Consider the following 19,969-nt stretch of genomic DNA (forward strand, 5'->3'; position numbering starts at 1 on the left):
TTTTTTACTCTATATATTTTCTTTTTTATCTTTTTTATTTTTATTGTCCTTACCTTTTGAAAATTTTATCATATATAAACCTTGAACTATTATGGCAACCATAGCTCCTGAAACTACACTCGAATCTGCAAGTAATGTTTCTATAAATTTTGGAGATTTTTCAAGCACTTGAGGAACCACCATAAATCCTATGCCAGCTGCCATAGAAAGACCTAATATCATACTATTTTCTTGATTAAAACCATCCATGCTAACAAGTCTTAATCCAGATGTTGTAAGAGTTGAAAATATTACGAGTGTTGCTCCTCCAACCACACAAGGAGGTATTGTTCTGATTAAATTAGCTAATAAAGGTGATACTCCTGCCAAAAATAATCCAATTCCTCCAATAGCTAATACAAATTTACTTATAATTTTTGTATTAGAAACGATTGCAGAATTTTGACCAAACATCCCCATTGGAGTAGCAGAAAATAATGCTCCTATTGTAGATAATACTCCATTTCCTAAAACAGCAGAAGAAAGTTCTTCATCTGTCACTTGTCTATTAAGCCCTCCTACTGCAGAAAGTGTACATGCTCCCATAATATCAGCTATTTCAACCAAATATATTATTGAAAACATTACTACAACCTCAATCTTTATATCTAATCCAAAAACAAGTGGTTTTGGAAGTGCAATCAAAGTAAACTCTTGAATTGAAGAAAAATTTACTATTCCCAACATTAGAGATAAAATATATCCAAAAATTATGCTAACTAGTATTGATGCATCTTTAAATAATCCTTTGCCATATTTATTTAATCCTAATATCATAAGTGATACAGCTATTCCAACTATAAAATTAATTGGTTGTCCAAATGTCTCATTCCCCATACCTCCAGCCAAGTTTTTTATTGCTATTGGGAAAAGTCCAAGACCCATACATGCAACTATCGTGCCAGATACAACTGGAGTAAATATAAATCTTATTTTTTTAAGACCAAAACTAATTATGATTATTACTATACCAGCAATTATTTGAGAACCAAATAACACAGGTAATCCATACTTGCCTGCAACAGAAACTCCAGCTCCTATGAACATTGCTGTAGCTCCCATTATAACTGGTATTCCTCCTCCCAATTTAAACCCTTTAAATAGTGGTATTGGATATAATTGTAACAAAGTTGATAATCCTGCAAAAATTAATGCAGCTTGAATCAATAGTGTAGACATTTTATAATCAAGTCCAGCTACATTTGCAATTAATATTGCTGGTAAACAACTACCTATTACCATTGCCATTAAGTGTTGTAACCCCAAAGGTATTGATTCCTTTAGTGGTGGTATTCCGTCTAATTCAAATTTTGATGTACTTTTTGCTTTCATAATAAAAACTCCCGTTACATAAAACTTATTGAATTATATAAATACTTAAAAATTTAATATATTAAATTAAATGACTTTTATAAATCTTACTATACTCAGTAATACATTTAAGTTTTCATACTTAAAAATCATGTGCAACAAATTTAATTATTAACAATCAAATTTATTCTATTATTTTGTATATGTTTTATAGTGCTTTACAAATATAAGAGTATTATAGCTATGGACCCTAAAATTTTTTACAACAATTCTAATCCAATCTAAATCTTTCAATCTTAATCATTATAAGTTATAAGTTTTCATAAGTATTTATATCTTGTAAGTTTTAAACATTTACCTATAAACGCTACTTTATAGATGTCACTTTAATTTTTAAGTGACTTCATACTTTCATATGAGCGTAGACTATTTCTTCATCTTCAGCATTACCTGTTAAGAGCAACCCGTTTCCACTATCAATCGCTTATAGTGTACTCTCTTTCGAGATAGTCGTTTGACCTTCCTATTTCTAGGCTTGGCGACCAAATGTCCATTGTAAAGTACTTAGGCTCTCACCATATACCATCCTTGCTATTGTTTCTGGTTTTCACCACATTCATAAAAGTTTCTTTCTATCTTTTATTGTAGTTGCAAGGCTTTAGGATTTACTGGTTTTAAAGTTGTGTCCTACATAAATTTCTTTATGTACGGGGCTAAAAGTACAACTTATTTAATATACTTTTTTATTACCCCCTGTAAATAATATTATTTACTCTTTCACTGTTTTTGTTATTAAATTAATTACATAATAATTAATTTGAGCATAAAATAATTTTCAAATTGAAAATCAAAATATTTATGAATATTTTATAATATAATTATCATAAGACAGAAAAACTTAATAAGCTATGTATCTCAGTTGTACCCATGTACTCTCCTTTACTATATTTGTATCTGCAACATAAAACATACAAGTTTCTATCTAGCTTATAGATATAAACCAATATCTATAATTAAAAATAGTAATAGTATTGTATAATACAATCTATGTATATTACTATTTATTATTTCTATAGAGCAATTTTAATGCCAATGTTTGCATACATTTGCATAGAATAAATTTTTTATACTTTCATTGATAAAAATTTACTTATTCCAACTGTTCTGTAATTTTTTATTAAGCAAATTTTAAATTTTATTTTTATGATATTTTTATAATTACATAAAAAAAAAGACCAAAAGTATTTTTCAAGTGATCTTTTCTCAAATTTTTATTTTAATTTCTAAAATTTATAATAAATAGTAAGATTATTATAAGCATCTATATTGTATATGAAAGTTTATACTTTTATGGATGATAAGTTAATGTAATTAAAAGATTATCTAGCTGATTTTAGTTTTACAATATCGCTCCAATTTTTGCTGGTAGCTAATTCTACTAAACTTAAATCTCTTCTTATTTCGGAAACATCTTCTTTTATGGCGTTTGTATCACCTTTTATATGTGCTATACTATGTTCCATATTATCATGAGTAGCTTTATTTATTTCAGAGTTATGTAATAAACTTCCTAAAATACTATTTTGTTCAATTTGTTGTTCTTTAATTGATTTACCTTCAGATTCTAAGGCATCTACTTTAACAGCTATTTCATATAGTTTTTCATTAACTATAATATTTTCTGCTTTAATTTCACTTATATCTTTACTTGCATTACTTATTTGATTTTGCATAGAGTTCATTTCTAATTTAACTTCATGTAAATTATCTTTCACTACATTTATTTCTTGTTTTACTTCATTCATTTCTTTCTTCATTACACTTACTTCTTGTTTTACTTCATTCATTTCTTTCTTTATCACACTTACTTCTTGTTTTATTTCATTCATTTCTTTCTTCATTACACTTACTTCTTGTTTTACTTCATTCATTTCTTTCTTCATTACACTTACTTCTTGTTTTACTTCGCTCATTTCTTCTTTCATTACACTTACTTCTTGTCTTACTTCTGACATGTCATTTTTCATTATACATATTTCTTGTTTTACTTCACTTATTTCTTCTTTCATTATACTTACTTCTTGTTTTACTTCTGACATATCATTTTTCATGCTAACCACGTCTTTATTTATAATATGTAATAATTCTAAAATTTTATCTTCCACTTACATCACCATCCCTATTAATTATTATAACATCTTATACAAATGCTATACAATGTTAACATATATATCTAAAATAGTTATCATAAATTTAATTAATAAAATTATTACTTATAATTACTACAAAAAATAATTAATATATATATATATATATCTAAAAATAATAATTACAAACAAAAGGATACCATTTTAATATGGTATCCTTTATTTGTATCTAAATTTTTATCTTTTAAAATTATATTTTTTATAAAACATCTTATGCATTTAATTCTGGACATGAAATTTTTCTTCCAAGTGCTTTTGGTTTACATACTGATATGCAAAGACCACAATATCTACATTCATCTTCATTCAATTCCATCTTATCATTTAATTTTCTAGCTTGATATGCACACACTCTTTCACACATCTTACATTTAGTACATTTTTCTTCATCATAAGTAAATTCAAAACTAAGTCTTTCATTTACCTCTCCCATATGCTTATGTACTATCCCACAAGCATTTTCTATAGTTCTATATCCTAGTCTTTCAAGATTAGAATTTAGGTCATTGTGTATTTTAGCTATTACTTGAGCTCCTTTTAATATTACTACTGAGCATATACCAACAAAGTCAGCACCTGCCATAATCATCTCTAAAGCATCATCTCCACTTACACATCCACCTAATCCAATTATAGGTATATTTACTTCTTTTTTTATTTCATATATTCTTTGTAGAGTTATTGGTTTAATAGTTTCTCCACTTAAATATCCAATTCCATTTCCACCTAATAAAGGTTGCCCAGTTTCTATATCTATTCTAAGTGCTGGTCCTACAGAATCACAAGCAGTTATTGCATCTGCTCCTGCTTCTTCTAATTTTTTAGCAAAAGCCCCTATTTCATCTATCATAGGAGGAAGTTTAACTATTATTGGTATATTCACTCTCTCTTTCGCATCTTTAAGCATTGGTATTAAATCTCTATAGTCATAAGATACCAACTCGATAAAATCAGCTCCTGCATTTGCAACCTTTTCTACTAGTTCACTACTTTCTTCTATTGTATGACCTATTGAAGCTATACATACAGTTCCATCTTTTTTCATTTGTGGTATTTCAAAATCTATCCATTGCTCTGGTTCAAAATCTGTCCATTTCTCATTATTTAAAAGAGCATTGGCTGTATTTCTCACCATATGAGGTGCTGGATTTATAGCTCTTTCTTTTCTTATTGTCTTAGTAACAACTGCCCCTGCTCCTGCATCACTTAGTATCTTACATCCAGCTGCACTATATGTCAACGGACCTGAACCTATTATAAAAGGTGATTTTAATTCTTTCCCTAAAAAATTATACATTATTTACTTCCCCTTTTCATATTTATTTACATTTATTAAAACTTCCAGAATTCACAGGCAACATCTTTCATTTCTTTAACAATGGCTTTTTTATCTAAGTCAACTAATTGTTTTTCTTTTAAAATATGTTTACCATCTATGTATACATTTGATATAAATTCTTTTTTACCTTGCACTACTATCTGGTCAAATATATTATCAAGTGTTACAGGAGTTTTAAATTCATCTTCCATAACTACTATATCTGCTTTATTACCAACTGTTATTTTTCCTGATTTTTGAAGCCCTAATGCATAAGCACCATGTTCTGTTGCCATCTTAAATACTAAACTTGCTGGCATTACAGACGCATCTTCTTCAACTGATTTATGCATTAAAAACGCACCTCTCATAACTTCAAAAAAATCATTTATATATCCATCTGTTCCTAATGCTACTTTTATACCTTTTTTAATCATTCTTGGAACTGGAGAAAAACCGCCACCTACTTCACAGTTACTAAGAGGCATGTGAACTACCTTTACACCTTTCTCCTTTAATATGTCTATCTCTTCATCATCTACTTTTACACATTGAGACGCTAATACAGTCTCATCTAATATATCTAAATCATTGTAGTAATCAACTGCTTTTTTATTAAAGTGTTTTTTAGAGTAGTTTGGTTCATATATACTCTCACATAAATGGAATTGCATTGGTGCATTTAATTTTCTTGCATCTTCTTTAGCTTTTTTGATAAATTTATCTGAACATGTAAAACTAGTATGTGTACACATTATTCCATTTATTAATTTACTGTTTTCTCTGCTCCATTTTATTAAATTAGAATTTTCATCTAAACATCTTAATCCATTTTCATAACTTATTCTTTCACAACTTTCTAGAGATAAAACTGCTTTCATTCCTATTTCTTCTAGTATCTTACCTTGCTCAATTAAAGTTCCTTTTTCTGTATTTGGAGCTTCTAGAGTGTCACAAAATGCTACTACACCAGATTCTATAAGTTCTATTGCAGATGCTTTAGTTGTGGCTTTTACTTCCTTTAATCCTATTCTATTTTCTATAAACGGCCACCAATAGTCATTTAAAAATCCTTCGAAATCAGTAAAATGTACATTTGCTGGTATTCCTCTAGAAAGCACTCCATATTGATGCATATGCCCATTGATAAAGCCTGGCATTACTATAGCATCTGATTTATTTATTATCTCTGTAATATCTTTATATTTTAATTCAACTTCTTCATTTGGCAATATATCTTTTATAATGTCATTTTCTATTACAACGGCATAATTTGTATATATTTCATCAGCAGAAGATATTAAGTATTTACTTTTTATAGCAACCATTTATTTACCTCCCTGATTTAGTTTCTTCATAGCCATATAAACCTTTTCAGAAGTTATAGGAAGTTCTCTTATATTCACACCCACTGCATTAAAAATTGCATTTGCTATTGCTGGTGCTGGTGTATGAATAACTATCTCTCCTAAAGATTTTGCTCCATATGGTCCTGTTGGTTCATAATTATCCACAAAGTCTACTAATATATTTCCTATATCCTTTTTTGTTGGAACTTTATATTGTAACAAATTAGAAGTCTGAAGTTTCCCATCAGAACCATGTCTAGGGTCTTCATACATTGCAAGCCCTATACCTTGAGTTACTCCTCCTTCAACTTGTATTCTGGCAAGTGCAGGATTCATAACTGTACCACAATCAGTTGAACAAGCATAGTTTATCACTTTAAACTCACCTGTTGTTTTATCTAGTTCAATCTCTGCAAAACCTGCTAAGAATGGTTTTGCACTCTCTTTTATACCATAAGATTCAGATGAATATAAAACATCTTGATTTCCACCACCAACAGATTCTCTTCCTAATTCACTTAATAAAACAAATTTTTCTACGTCCTCACTATGACAAACTCTATCTTCATATAATATTAAATCATCTATTGGTAAGTCTAATTTTTTCTGAGCCACTTTTAATATCTTTTGTTTCAAACTTTCAGCAGATTTTATTGTAGCATTTCCAGTTACATAAGTAGTACAAGAAGCATATGCACCAGTATCATATGGACACATATCTGTATCTCCTGTATAAACGGAAATTCTATCAATAGATGTATTTAATGTCTTGGCAGCAATTTGTGCAAGTATTGTATCAGAACCAGTTCCTAAATCTGAAGACCCAGAAAATAACTTGTAAGTTCCATCCTCATCCATTCTCATATTGACTATTGCCATATCTATATTAGCTATACCAGAACCATGAGTTCCAACTGACATTCCAACAGCTCTTACTTTATTATTTCCAATGTCTATAACAGGGTATTTTTCATCCCATCCAATTAGCTTTTTACCTCTAATTATACATTCATCAAGTGCACAACTTCTTATTGGAAAATTCATTATTCCGCCTTCAGTTTGCTTTTTTATAATATTCTTCAACTTTATTTCTGTTGGGTCCATATTAAGTTTATGTGCTAATTCGTCTATTGCACAATCAAGTGCAAATGTCCCCTGAGTTGCTCCGTATCCTCTCAACGCTCCCCCTGGAACCAAGTTAGTATATACAGTTCTTCCATCAAACTTTATTGCAGGTACATTATTATATGTTGGAAGTACATTATGCCCTGACTCGGAACAAACTGAAGGTCCATTGTCACCATAAGCACCTGTATTGTTTAATGCTTTCATATCTATAGCTTTTATATTTCCTTCTTTATCTGCTCCAACTTTTATGTCAAAGAACATCTGATGTCTAGTGTTAGTCATTGCAAAAGTTTCTTCTCTAGTATATATAAGTTTTGCTGGTCTTTTCGTCATCCAAGTTACAAATGATGCATATATCTCTGTTACAGCTATATTTTTTCCACCAAAACCTCCACCTATCCTTGGTTTTATTACTCTCACCTTTGAAAGAGGTATTCCTAATGCTCTAGAAACCTGTCTTCTCATATGATAAGCTGATTGATTTGCAGAAGTTACTACTAGTCTACCATTAGTGTCTATATACGTGTAAGCTCTATGAGTTTCCATCATACAATGTGCTTGTGATTGAGTCATATAAGATTCTTCTACTATTACATCACACTCTTTAAACTCTTTTTCTACATCACCTTTACCCATTTTCTCTCTTGATACTATATTTTTTGTAGCATCTAATCCAAAATCAAATGGACAAAATAAGTCATCTTCTTCATGTATTAAAATTTTATTACCTTCTGATTCTCTTGCATCTAATATTGGTGTCATTACTTCATATTCAACTTTTATGAGTTTCATTGCTTTAATAGCTGCTCTTTCATCTTCAGCCGCTATTATAGCAACTTCATCTCCTACATATCTCACTATATCTTCAAGTATTAATTGGTCATGAGGTGATGCTTCTGGATATGATTCTCCTACCATTGAATATCTATAATTTGGTACATCTTTGTAAGTAAATATATCTACTACACCTTTTACTTTTAATGCATTTTTTACATCAATATTTTTTATTTTTGCAAAAGCATGCGGGCTTCTAAGAAGTTTAACAGTCAAAACATCTCTATGAAAAATTAAATCTTCAGTATATATTGGCTTACCAGTAACAATGGCTTCACTATCTATTTTTCTTACTTCTTTATTTACCATTAAACTCACCCCCAATACTATTATACATTCTAACAACTAATGCTTTTGCCATATCTTGTCTATACTCTTTACTTCCTCTTATGTTACTTCCAAATGAAAGTTCTTCACTTGATATATCTCCAGCTTTGTCTGCATCATTTTCTAAACTTAGCACTTCACTTGCTTTGTAGGCAATCTTTGCTCTTCTTGGTCTAGCTCCTATTGCAATTTTATAAGAATTTCCTTCTTTTAACATTGCCCCATTTAATACTGCAAAATCACCTGTACATTTTCTTATTGAATCAAATACACCTATAGCATCTTTTTTAGGTAATATAATTTCTATTAATATATCTTTTTCAAGCTCACTTTCTAAAAAGTCAGCTAAATTCATAACCCCTTTTTTATATAACTTAACCTTTGCATCTACTACTAGTAATGAAGGTATTAAATCTGAAAATCCATACTTAGCAAATACGCTAGCTCCCACTCTAGCTCCACTTCTAAATTGAACTCCTACTATATTAGAAACAGCGTTTGAAATTACTCCACTACAGTAATTTTTAATAACCTTATTTAATTCTAAAGTTCTTAAACTTGTATCTGCTCCAATTAATATACTATCCTCAGTTTCATTTATATAATCTAAACCTAGGTCTTTTAAATCTATTGCTGAACCAATATTTTTGCTACCTAGTTTTAAAAATCCGCAGCCTCCAAGTATTATGTTGTTTTTTCTTGATATTAGCAGTTCATAAGCTTCATCTAAACTTTTTGGAACTACATATTCCTTTATAGTTATCATATTCTCTCCCCATATCAATTTAATTTTCACTTAAAAAGTTTAAGTGTTCAAATATTTATGTATTGCTCTTAGTTGACCTTTATATCCTGTACATCTACAAAGATTTCCATTTACATAATCTATAACTTCTTCTTCTGTTGGATTTTGAAGTTCTCTTTTCATTGCTAAAACCATCATTATAAATCCAGGAGCACAAAATCCACATTGGTCAGCTCCTTCATCCGCAAGAAAATCCCCAAATTTCTTAGCTTCATCTACTACGCCTTCAAGTGTTGTAATACGTTGTCCCTCTACTCTAGCAGTAAGATAATTACAAGACAACACAGCTTTGTCATTTACCATTACTGTACATAGACCACATGAGCCAGTATCACATCCTTTTTTAACACTTACATATCCATTTTCCCTTAATGTATCTGCTAAAAAATCATCTGGTCTTATATTCAATTCTTTTTCTTTATTATTTATGGTACATTTGATAATCAAATAAATCACCTCAAAACTAATATTTTTAAGTTAAAGTCTATACTACACTTAATTTATTTAAGAATAATATTATATTTATTAATAAAGGTTATTCCATTTATGACCTTCCATTCTATTCTTTATAGCTCCTCTTACACAAAGTCTCTCAGCTGTATCTTGAGCATCTTTTAATACTTTTTCTTCATTAGTTGTTAATATTTTTGAGTCTTCCATTATTATATTTCCATCCACTATAACACTCTCTATATTTTTCATGCTAGAAGAATATACTAATGTAGACACCGGATTATGCATAGGTATTGCTTTTGGTGAAAGCATTGGATTAAATATTAGTAAATCTGCTTTTTTACCAATCTCTAATGAACCTATCTCATCTTCCATTCCAATAGCTCTTGCTCCATCTATAGTCGCTAGTTCAAGAACTTTTTCTGCTGACATTGCTAATGGGTCACATTTATTAACTTTATGTTGAAGTGCTGTTAATTTCATAAGTTCAAGCATATCTTGAGAGTTATTACTAGCAGCTCCATCTACGCCTAAGCTAACTGTTATTCCTTTTTTAAGCATTTCTGGTACTGGTGCAACTCCTGAAGATAAATACATATTACTTGCTGTGTTATGAGATACCTTCATGTCATATTTTTTAGTAAGTTCCATATCCTCTTCAGTTAAATATACACAATGTACCATAAGCACATTTGGTCCAAGTATTCCTAATTTCTTTAAAACATCTATGTCATATTGCCCATGCAATTCTTTTGCTGCTTCTCTATCAAAAGGAGTTTCTGATATATGTACTGTAAATAAAGCATCATCATATTCTTTTACTACTCTCCATAGCATCTCAAGCATTTCTTGAGAATTTGACCATATTGCTGCTGGAGCTACTCCTATTTTGATTCTTCCATTCTCTGTATTGTGGTGTTTTTCAAACAATCTTCTTACATCTTTTTCAACCGTTTCTACATCTTGCATTATTCCAGGATGAACTCCAAATTGAGCACCTGTATTCATACATCCTCTTCCAAGTATTCCTCTTATTCCTAATTCTTTATAAGCATCTATTATTCCATCACAAAGACCTTGTTTACTGTGAGGGTACATATAGTCAACCATTGTTGTTATACCACTTCTAAGACCTTCCACACAGCCAAGCATTGCAGCATCATAAGTGTCCTTTGGCTCTAAATAATTGGCTGCTGGAAATGTCATAGTTTCTAGCCAATCTTTAAGTACCATATCATCTCCTAACCCTTTTAATAAAGTTTGGAATAAATGATTATGTGTATTTATAAAACCTGGGAATAGGACTTTGCCTTTAGCATCTATTACCTTTTTAACATCAGTGTACTTACTTTCTATTTCTTTAGAATTCCCAATATCTGCAATCTTGTTATCTTTTACTACTAATGCCCCATCAAAAATAACTTCTCTCTCTTTGTTTACAGTTACTATTATGGCATTCTTAATAAGTATATCTATCATTCTTATTTCCCCCCGCATTATTTAGTAATTTTTCTTTTAATATATTGACCTGTTGGTTGCTCCACGATATTACAACTTTGTACTATATGCTTTCCTCTTAAAAAAACATCTTCAACTTTACATTTGACCTTAACTCCCTCATATGGAGTATAATCTACATTTTGTTTTTGATTCTTATAACTGATTATTTCTTCTTTATCTGTATTTAAAATCACTATATCTGCATCACTTCCTACAGCTATTTCACCTTTTTTAGGATACATCCCAAATATTTTAGCAGCATTTGTGGAAGTAACTTCTACAAATTTATTTACACTTATTCTATTTTCCAAAACCCCATATGTATATAAAAGAGATAACCTATGTTCAACACCTGGTGCTCCATTTGGTATTTTACTAAAATTATCAATTCCCAAATCTTTTTGACCTTTAAAATTAAATGAACAATGGTCTGTACCCACGGTCTGAATATCGCCCTCAGACAAGCCTTTCCAAAGAAAATCTATATCTTCTTTTTTTCTAAGTGGAGGAGACATTACATATTTAGCTGCCTCAAACTCATCCTTATTGTATAAACTGTCTTCTAATAATAGATATTGCGGACATGTTTCTACTATCATATCTACACTTTTTTGTCTAGCTATCTTTACAACTTCTAGTGACTCTTTACAACTTAGGTGAACTACATATGATTTTGAGTTTGACAATTCAGTTATATCAGCAAGTCTTGAAACAGCCTCTTTCTCAACTATGTTTGGTCTTGTAAGTGGATGATATTTAGGTTCTAAATCTCCATTTTGTAAACGTTCTTCTATTAATGCATCCAATAAATCTCCATTCTCACAATGAAATTCAACTATACAACCTAGGTTTTTAGCTTCCTTTAGCACTTTGTATATTGTTCCATCATCTACTTTCATACCTTCATATGCCATATACATTTTAAAGGATACTATTCCATCTGAAATAAGCTTTTCCATGTGCGTAAATGTATCTTTATCTAAGCATGTGATTGTCATGTGAAACCCATAGTCACAATAACAATTTCCACTTGCTTTTTTATGATATGTTTTTATACCCTGTATTAGATTTTCTCCTTCACTTGATTCTGCAAAATCTAGTATAGTAGTAGTCCCTCCAGCTATAGCCGCTCTTGTTCCTGTTTTAAAGTTATCAGCAGTAGTTATAGAGCCTGCATTCATATCAAAGTGAGTATGTGTATCTATACCTCCAGGAATTATAAGTCTCCCTGTAGCATCAATTACTTTATCATTATTTATTTCTAAATTATTTCCTATTTCAATTATCTTTTCATCTTCTATTCTTAAATCACTTATATAAGTTTTATCAGAGGTAATTATAGTTCCACCTCTTAGTATTGTTCCCATATATACCTCCTAACTTTTAAGCTCTAGTAAATTCTCTTAGTATTTTAATTTTATATTATTTACATAAATTTATGTTTGCCAAAGGTGCTATATTTAGCACCTCTAGACTATATTTAAATAATTTATTGTGAACTAAATATTATTTTCCATATACAGATTTTAATATTCCATAGTAACCTTCTGTTCCTATAAATAATTGTTCTTGTTCTATGTACTCATCTATTGTATGAGCAAGATTTTCTTTAGAAGGACCAAATCCTATAGTTTTTATTCCAGCCTCACCTGCATAATGGCTTCCATTTGTACAGAATGAGTATTGAGTTATTTCTGAATCTATTCCAGCTTCTTTTAATCCTTTGTATGCTGCTTGAACAAATTCATCATTTTCATCATATAGCCAACCTGGGAAGAATCTTTCACTTTCTATAGTATTTCCTGTATAACAGTCAGCTTTTTCAGATGCATAAGAAACTTTTGCATTTAATTCTGAGTCTTCTTTCATCATTTCATCTAATAATGCTTGTATTGGAGCTAGTACTCCTTCTCTTGTTTCTCCAACCAATAATCTTCTATCAAAAGTAGCTTTACAGTAATCTGGCACTACTGATGCTCCTGGATATGGAGAAGATTTTATGTCTGTTAAAACTAATATTCCATCACCTAACACTGGATGAGTTGGAGGTACTAATTGTTGTATTTTTTGAATTACGTTAGCCATTTTATAAACTGCATTTACACCTTTTTCTGGATTAGCAGAGTGAGCTGGTTTACCAAAAGTCTCTACAACTATTTCTCCTCTACCTCTTTGACCAATCTTTAAGTTTAATTCTGAAGATTCTCCTATTACAACATAATCAGGTTTAACAGCTTTACTTATTTCTCTAGCTGAAACTCCTTCAAATATTTCTTCATGAACAACTCCTGCTACATATAGTTCTCCAGCAAAATCTTTATTAGTGTCTTTAGCAAAATACGCTACAGCAGACATCATTGCAGTATACTGACCTTTCATATCAGAAGTTCCTCTACCATATATCTTTCCATCTACGATTTTTCCTTCAAAAGGAGGAACACTCCATTTACTTGCATCTGGAACTGGAACTGTGTCTATATGACCATCAAATAATATCTTTTTACCTGGTCTATTTCCTTTTATGCATCCCACTATATTTCCATATCTATCTCTTGACCAGCTATCAAAACCTAATTTTTCAAAAGATTCTTCTATTGCTTTTACAACCCCTTCTTCATTTCCAGAAGAACTAGGATTTTGGATTAATTTTTGACATATCTCAGTTACTTCTTGTTTTCTTTGTTCATTTAGCATTTCGTTATCCCCCTAGATTTTATAAATATATATTTTAATTTAAGTCTTTATAATTTATATAATTTCTAAATTTTAGAACTTATATATCTTTTTAATATGTAAATTGTTATTTGATGAATATAATATTTTAATAATCGTCTATATACTTGGATACTCTCCATCCCAAACTATACTTCTGTATTTATCAGGGTCAGTATCTCCTTCTGTACTTATTAAAAGTATTCTTGAATTTTCATCTAACTTTAAATCTCTTCTTAAGTCAGCTAAATCTTCTCTTTCCATAGCTGCTATTAAAAGACCAGTTGTAACCGCTCCAGATTCTCCAGAGATTACTTTTTCATCACCATTTAAAGGATTTCCCAATGTTCTCATACCTTTAGCAGAAACCCAGTCTGGTGCTGAAACAAATGCTGCTGCATGATTTTTTAATACTTCAAATCCTATAGTATTTGGTTCTCCACAAGCAAGACCTGCCATTATAGTTGGCATATCTCCACCTACAAATCTTGGTTTTCCATCTCCTGCTTCTGCTGATTTATAGTAACAATCTGCCTCATCAGCTTCTACTACTACTGTTATCGGGCATTCGTCATATATTGAAGCAACATATCCTTGAACTGCACCAGCAAGTGAACCAACTCCTGCTTGCACAAATACATGTGTTGGTCTATCTACGCCATATTCTTTTAATTGTTCTATAGCTTCTTGAGCCATAGTTCCATATCCTTGCATTATCCATGCTGGTATTTCTTCATATCCGTCCCATGCTGTATCTTGAACCATTACACCATGGTCATCAGCTTCTGCATAATCATTAGCTAATCTTACTGCATCATCATAATTTAGGTCTGTTATACTAGCATCTGCACCTTCTCCCTTGATTTTATTTAATCTAAATTCAGAAGAACCTTTTGGCATTAATACAACAGATTTCTGACCTAATTTATTAGCTGTCCAAGCAACTCCTCTACCATGATTTCCATCTGTAGCTGTAAAGAAAGTTATTTCTCCTAATTGTTCTTTTATTTCTTTTGAAATTAATTTTTCATATCCTAACTCTGATATATCTGTATCTAATCTTTGAGCTAAGTATTTACCCATAGAGTAAGAGCCACCCAAAACTTTAAATGCATTTAATCCAAATCTGTAAGATTCATCCTTTACATATACTCCTGCAACACCTAATTTTTTTGCTAAACCTTCTAGATTTGCTAATGGAGTTTCTTTATATTGAGGAAAGCTTTTATGGAAGTTTCTAACCTTAGTTATTTCTTCTTCATTTAAAAATTTGATACAATTTTCCTTATCGCCCTTTGGCAGATTGTTTACTTTCCATTTAATTTCTTTTAGCATCTAAAATACCTCCAAATTATTGTTAAATTTTTATACTCTATATATTAGCAATTAACATGCCAACACTTAACATATATCGAATATTTTTCTATAGCTATTTAGCATAGAATTTGCAATACTTTCAACTTTTTTTACCTTTATCTATTGGATTATCTAATGTATATAGAATTTGATAATAAAAAAACCTTTTTTATCTTCTCACTTTTTAATTCTCATTTTTAAAATTTAAAAATTAATACTTAAAATGTATTCCTTATGTATTTTTTGACATAGAAATTTTAACAAAATACATAAAAGGAGCTGTCTCAAAATAGATATAAGCTTCTTTTTCATTGTTGAAATGATGAAAATATATTTGATTTCATACAAAAAAGGGTGTCTCATGAACTAAAAAGTTCATTTTGAGACACCCACTTTTACTGAGTAAATAGTAAAAATTCGACTCGTATGTATATAAGTACTTATGATATATCACAAACCTAAACATTATGGGCATTTATGTTCTCTTTCTAACACTACACCAAAACTTTTTATAAACTCGTTTTATAAAGCTAAGTTAGAATAAGACAGCAATCTGAATAAATAGCTGACCTTCTGTAACTGTATCAACTTAGTTTTCAGTTGCAGTATTTGCTGATAAAGCAAAACCAACAATTTTACCTTTAGCATTTACATAAATGATTGCAGATTTATACTTATTATTTTTCAAATTAAAGTAAAATGCTACATTTCCTCTTTCTCCTGGAGTTTCAATTTTATATCTGGCATATCCAGATGTCTTTATTTTTTTTGAAAAAGTAAATGCTTCTGCAGATTTTCTCATTTCTTGTATTTCATTATCAGTGTATTTCCCTTTATTAAGCAAGTTTTCTTCCTCAACTGTCTCAAGTAGCACCAAGGTAGCATCACTATAATTAGAGTTTACCTGTTCATAGCCAGCACAATATTTAGCAACAGTTGCTTTCATATCTTGTTTAGGTTCCCACCAGTTAAAAGAAACAGAACGCTCACCATCATATGCTGATATATCAACAACAAGTTTGCTCCCTTCTGGTATATGTGTATTAAGCATATTTGAAAACGAATTTATAGCAGATACAGTCAATTTTTCAGTTAACATAGATGCTGCCACTCCTTGTGAACGTACATAAATCACGTCTCCTGTTCCTTTTTTAATGTTGACATTATCAAATGATACGGAATAGTAATCTGTGTATTCGTTTTTTCCCTTGACTGTCCAAGTAAAGATTAAAGAAGAATCTGTTTTGTCAAAACTCGAGGAAGTAATTTTAGCCTCTCCTGGAACTTTCACTCCCAATTGTTCTTTGATGGCTACTTTTGCAGGCTCCTCATATGGTGACAAAGAGGACAGAGGCACACCAAGTTCAACAGAATCACTATTGTTCATATTTCCATCAGCATTAACTTCCAATACCGTCCCATCAAAATCAGAGTTACTACTTAATTTTTGTGATGTTTTATCATTACACGCACTTAACATAACCGAACACAATATAATAATTGGAACAACTATTTTTTTCATATTCTTACCATCCTTTTAGGCCATTACATCTCAAACCAATTTATTTTAGTACTCCAATGGTGTACCTTTATAGGTTAAAACTAGCTTATATGAATGTCAAGTCCAAAGAGATTGGTAAACTCTTTTTAATGGTCTCTAAGAGGGGATTTTTCATCTTTTTTAACATCTAATTCTTCTTTTACAACATTCCATTTTTCAAGACCAAACTTAGAAACCATTACTGCTTCTGCAGCACCTTTTCCAAGTCTTTTTACTGTGTCCATACCTGTTTCGTCTTCTTGAGCTCCTTTTGCTTTTCCATCTTTACTCCATATTGTACCGCCTATATAGCATCCACCTAATCCTCCAGATACTAACATTTCATGCATTAAGAAGAAATTTATTATAGGAAGTTTTGTTAATTCTTGACCACCATATCTAGTTCCACCAGTAGTTATAGCTGCTCCAACTTTATTTTGAAGCTTTCCTGGATGAACTAAATACATAGGACGAAGTCTATTAAATACTGCTGTAAGTTGAGCAGTTATATTCATATCATACACTGGAGAACCCACTATAATTCCATCCGCTTCTAATATTTTTTGCTCTAATTCTTGTATGTCATCTTTTATGATACACATAGTTTCTTTTCTTATACATGCATCACAATGTACACAAGGACTTATTTTTTTTCCTCTAACTGACCAGTACTCAGTCTCTATACCAGGTATAGTTTCAGCTTCTTTCAAAGCTTCTAATACTGCATATTCTGTTGCTCCTTTACGTGGACTTCCACAAATACCTAATATCTTTGCCATAACAATATCTCCTCATCAAATAAATCTATTTTTATTGCTTTCTATAATTTTAATAAAGTTTCATTTTAAATTTGAATTTTTATTTTAAGCTTTATTATTTTAATTTTATTGGCAATGAATGTATCTCTACATTAGTTGCATCATATACTGCATTTGCCACAGCAGGTGCAACTGGTACAACAGCACATTCACCAATACTCTTACCACCAAATGGTCCAGCTTTTTCATAACTATTTACAAATGCAACTTGACACTTTGGCATATCGACAGTTCTAAATAATTTATAATTTTTAAAATCAGTAACTTTAGGTCTTCCTTGCTCATCAAAGGCTAACTCTTCACTTAACGCATAACCTAACCCCATATGAATTCCGCCTTCTAATTGACCTTCTAAATTTAGAGGATTTATAACTCTACCAACATCATGTACGGCTACAAAATCGACTACTTTTACATCTTTAGTTTCTTTATCTACTAAAACTTCAACAAAATGTACACCATAAGAAGTAAGACCTGCCGGAGAAGAATAATCCTCAACAACTGTCAATTCTCTCAAAGACTTACTTTGACTATATACTGCAACATCAGATAATGATGCTTTAATATTTTCATCAAGTTTACTGATTACATATCCATTATCTAGATATAACTCTTCTTTTGAAGTTTCAAGTAATTTTTCTGCTTCTTCCAGTATTAAAGTCTTTAATTTTTCTGCTGTCTTTTTAGCTCCTCCACCTTCTACAAATACACCTCTACTTGCATAATCTCCAAGATTAAATGTACATGCATCAGTGTCTGTTTCAAAAGTATCAACTTTATCAGGAGTTATTCCCAAAACTTCAGCTACCATCATTGTTTGCATAGTTACAACACCATTACCCATATCATGTGCTCCTGTAAGTAGTGTTAATGTGCCATCTTCATTTAATTTAAGAGTCAATGTGACAACATCTCTATGTGCACCAAAAACTCCATTACCATGTGCACCTATTGCCATACCTATACCCCTTAAATAATTTCCTTCTTCTTTTGGAAGAGCTTTCTTCTCATCCCATTTAAACATTTTTTTACCTTGTTCAATACAGTCAAGAACTCTAGGATTTCCAAGAGAACCGTGGAAGATTATATCAACATCATCTGGTTCTACAGCATTCTTATTTTGAAAATCTACTAAATCCATACCTATTTTCTTAGCTATTTTTGCAAATTGAGCTTGTTGAGCCATAAATATTTGAGGTGAACCATAACCTCTCATGGCTCCTGCTATTGGTGTATTTGTATATACTGGTATTCCAGTAAATTTTATATTTGGTATTTTATAGACTTTAAACACTTTATGGCTAAGTGCGCCTATAACATTTAAAGCACTTGATGCATATGCACCTGTATTTGTATATATTTTTATCTCCTGTGCTATTACTTCTCCATCTTTATTTACACCAGTTTTTAGTTTTACAAAAGACCCATGACGAGTTCTTGTTGATATCATAGACTCTTTTCTTGTAAGAACCATTTTAACTGGTCTTCTCGTCATTTTTGACAATGCTGCTGCTACTGGCTCAATTGTCATTTCTAGTTTTCCACCAAATGAACCTCCAATAGCAGGTCTTATAACTCTTATCTTATTTAATGACATCCCAAAAATTTGAGATAATATTATTCTGAAACCAAATGTGTTTTGGCAAGGTGTATGTACAATTAATTTATCATTATAATCATAGTGTGCAATTACACTGTGAGTTTCTATTGCACTATGATGTATAGCAGGAGTAGAGTATTCGTCTTCAAAGATGTAGTCACATTCTTTAAAACCTTTTTCTACATCTCCACCATTTATATTATTTTGAGAAACCATGTTTGAATCTCCATGTATACATATAGCATCTTCTTTTATTGCATCTTGTATAGTAAATACAGCTGGTAATTCTTCATATTCCACTTTTATAAGTTTTACAGCTTTTTCTGCTATTTCTGGTGTCTCTGCTGCAACTGCTGCTACACGGTCACCTACAAATCTAACTGTATCTGAAAAAATAACTTCATTTTCAGGTATATTATGTTCATAAAATCGTAAAGAGCCATTATATTTTCTCTGTGATGTATTAAGATGAGTAGCTATGGCTCTAACTCCAACGATTTTCTCAGCTTCACTTGTATCTATACTTTTTATTTTTGCATGTGCTACAGGACTTAAAAGCATTTTAGCATGAAGTGCATTTTGAGGTTTCATGTCCGCTACATACTTCATTTGACCAGTAACTTTTAAAGCTGCATCTTTTAGAGGGTATGATTTTCCTATGATTTTTTCCAT

The 19,969-nt window shown here is 30.7% G+C and carries 14 protein-coding genes; all 14 read right to left on the reverse strand.

The annotated features are described in order from the left end of the window. Positions 1 to 9 precede the first annotated feature (9 nt). Positions 10 to 1,371, reverse strand: a complete 1,362-nt coding sequence (locus KGF41_RS03820; protein ID WP_227829385.1) for a uracil-xanthine permease family protein — start codon at positions 1,369 to 1,371, stop codon at positions 10 to 12. Positions 1,372 to 2,729: 1,358 nt separating this feature from the next. Then, positions 2,730 to 3,515: a hypothetical protein gene (locus KGF41_RS03825; RefSeq protein ID WP_227856366.1), complete on the reverse strand. Its 786-nt coding sequence runs from the start codon at positions 3,513 to 3,515 to the stop codon at positions 2,730 to 2,732. 253 nt (positions 3,516 to 3,768) lie between these two features. Further along, positions 3,769 to 4,854 (reverse strand): dihydroorotate dehydrogenase, encoded by a 1,086-nt coding sequence (locus KGF41_RS03830; protein ID WP_227841598.1) that lies wholly within the window; start codon positions 4,852 to 4,854, stop codon positions 3,769 to 3,771. 35 nt (positions 4,855 to 4,889) lie between these two features. After that, complete coding sequence (locus KGF41_RS03835; protein ID WP_227850306.1) at positions 4,890 to 6,203, reverse strand: amidohydrolase family protein; 1,314 nt, start codon at positions 6,201 to 6,203, stop codon at positions 4,890 to 4,892. Further along, positions 6,204 to 8,495 (reverse strand): molybdopterin cofactor-binding domain-containing protein, encoded by a 2,292-nt coding sequence (locus KGF41_RS03840; RefSeq protein ID WP_227856367.1) that lies wholly within the window; start codon positions 8,493 to 8,495, stop codon positions 6,204 to 6,206. Continuing rightward, on the reverse strand, positions 8,485 to 9,279 hold the full coding sequence (locus KGF41_RS03845; protein ID WP_227829390.1) for an FAD binding domain-containing protein: 795 nt from the start codon (positions 9,277 to 9,279) through the stop codon (positions 8,485 to 8,487). Before KGF41_RS03845 ends, KGF41_RS03840 begins: the two co-directional genes overlap by 11 nt. Positions 9,280 to 9,318: 39 nt before the next feature. Further along, entirely contained in the window at positions 9,319 to 9,765 is a 447-nt protein-coding gene (locus KGF41_RS03850) for a (2Fe-2S)-binding protein (protein ID WP_227829391.1), read from the reverse strand. A 78-nt stretch (positions 9,766 to 9,843) separates the two neighbouring features. Then, positions 9,844 to 11,250, reverse strand: coding sequence for an amidohydrolase (locus KGF41_RS03855; RefSeq protein WP_227829392.1), 1,407 nt, complete (start codon positions 11,248 to 11,250; stop codon positions 9,844 to 9,846). A gap of 17 nt (positions 11,251 to 11,267) precedes the next feature. After that, the gene (gene hydA, locus KGF41_RS03860; RefSeq protein WP_227856368.1) at positions 11,268 to 12,638 is read right to left on the reverse strand and encodes a dihydropyrimidinase; all 1,371 of its coding nucleotides are present in this window, start codon (positions 12,636 to 12,638) and stop codon (positions 11,268 to 11,270) included. Positions 12,639 to 12,777: 139 nt separating this feature from the next. Further along, complete coding sequence (locus KGF41_RS03865) at positions 12,778 to 13,965, reverse strand: YgeY family selenium metabolism-linked hydrolase (protein WP_227829394.1); 1,188 nt, start codon at positions 13,963 to 13,965, stop codon at positions 12,778 to 12,780. A 138-nt stretch (positions 13,966 to 14,103) separates the two neighbouring features. After that, entirely contained in the window at positions 14,104 to 15,318 is a 1,215-nt protein-coding gene (gene dpaL, locus KGF41_RS03870) for a diaminopropionate ammonia-lyase (protein ID WP_227829395.1), read from the reverse strand. A 610-nt stretch (positions 15,319 to 15,928) separates the two neighbouring features. After that, positions 15,929 to 16,861: a hypothetical protein gene (locus KGF41_RS03875; protein WP_227841596.1), complete on the reverse strand. Its 933-nt coding sequence runs from the start codon at positions 16,859 to 16,861 to the stop codon at positions 15,929 to 15,931. Between the two features lie 125 nt (positions 16,862 to 16,986). Continuing rightward, positions 16,987 to 17,658 (reverse strand): flavodoxin family protein, encoded by a 672-nt coding sequence (locus tag KGF41_RS03880; RefSeq protein ID WP_003424384.1) that lies wholly within the window; start codon positions 17,656 to 17,658, stop codon positions 16,987 to 16,989. A gap of 94 nt (positions 17,659 to 17,752) precedes the next feature. Beyond that, positions 17,753 to 19,969, reverse strand: a complete 2,217-nt coding sequence (locus KGF41_RS03885; protein ID WP_227841595.1) for a molybdopterin cofactor-binding domain-containing protein — start codon at positions 19,967 to 19,969, stop codon at positions 17,753 to 17,755.

This window comes from Clostridioides sp. ZZV14-6150 (assembly GCF_020657875.1).
In the GTDB taxonomy this organism is placed as follows: domain Bacteria; phylum Bacillota; class Clostridia; order Peptostreptococcales; family Peptostreptococcaceae; genus Clostridioides.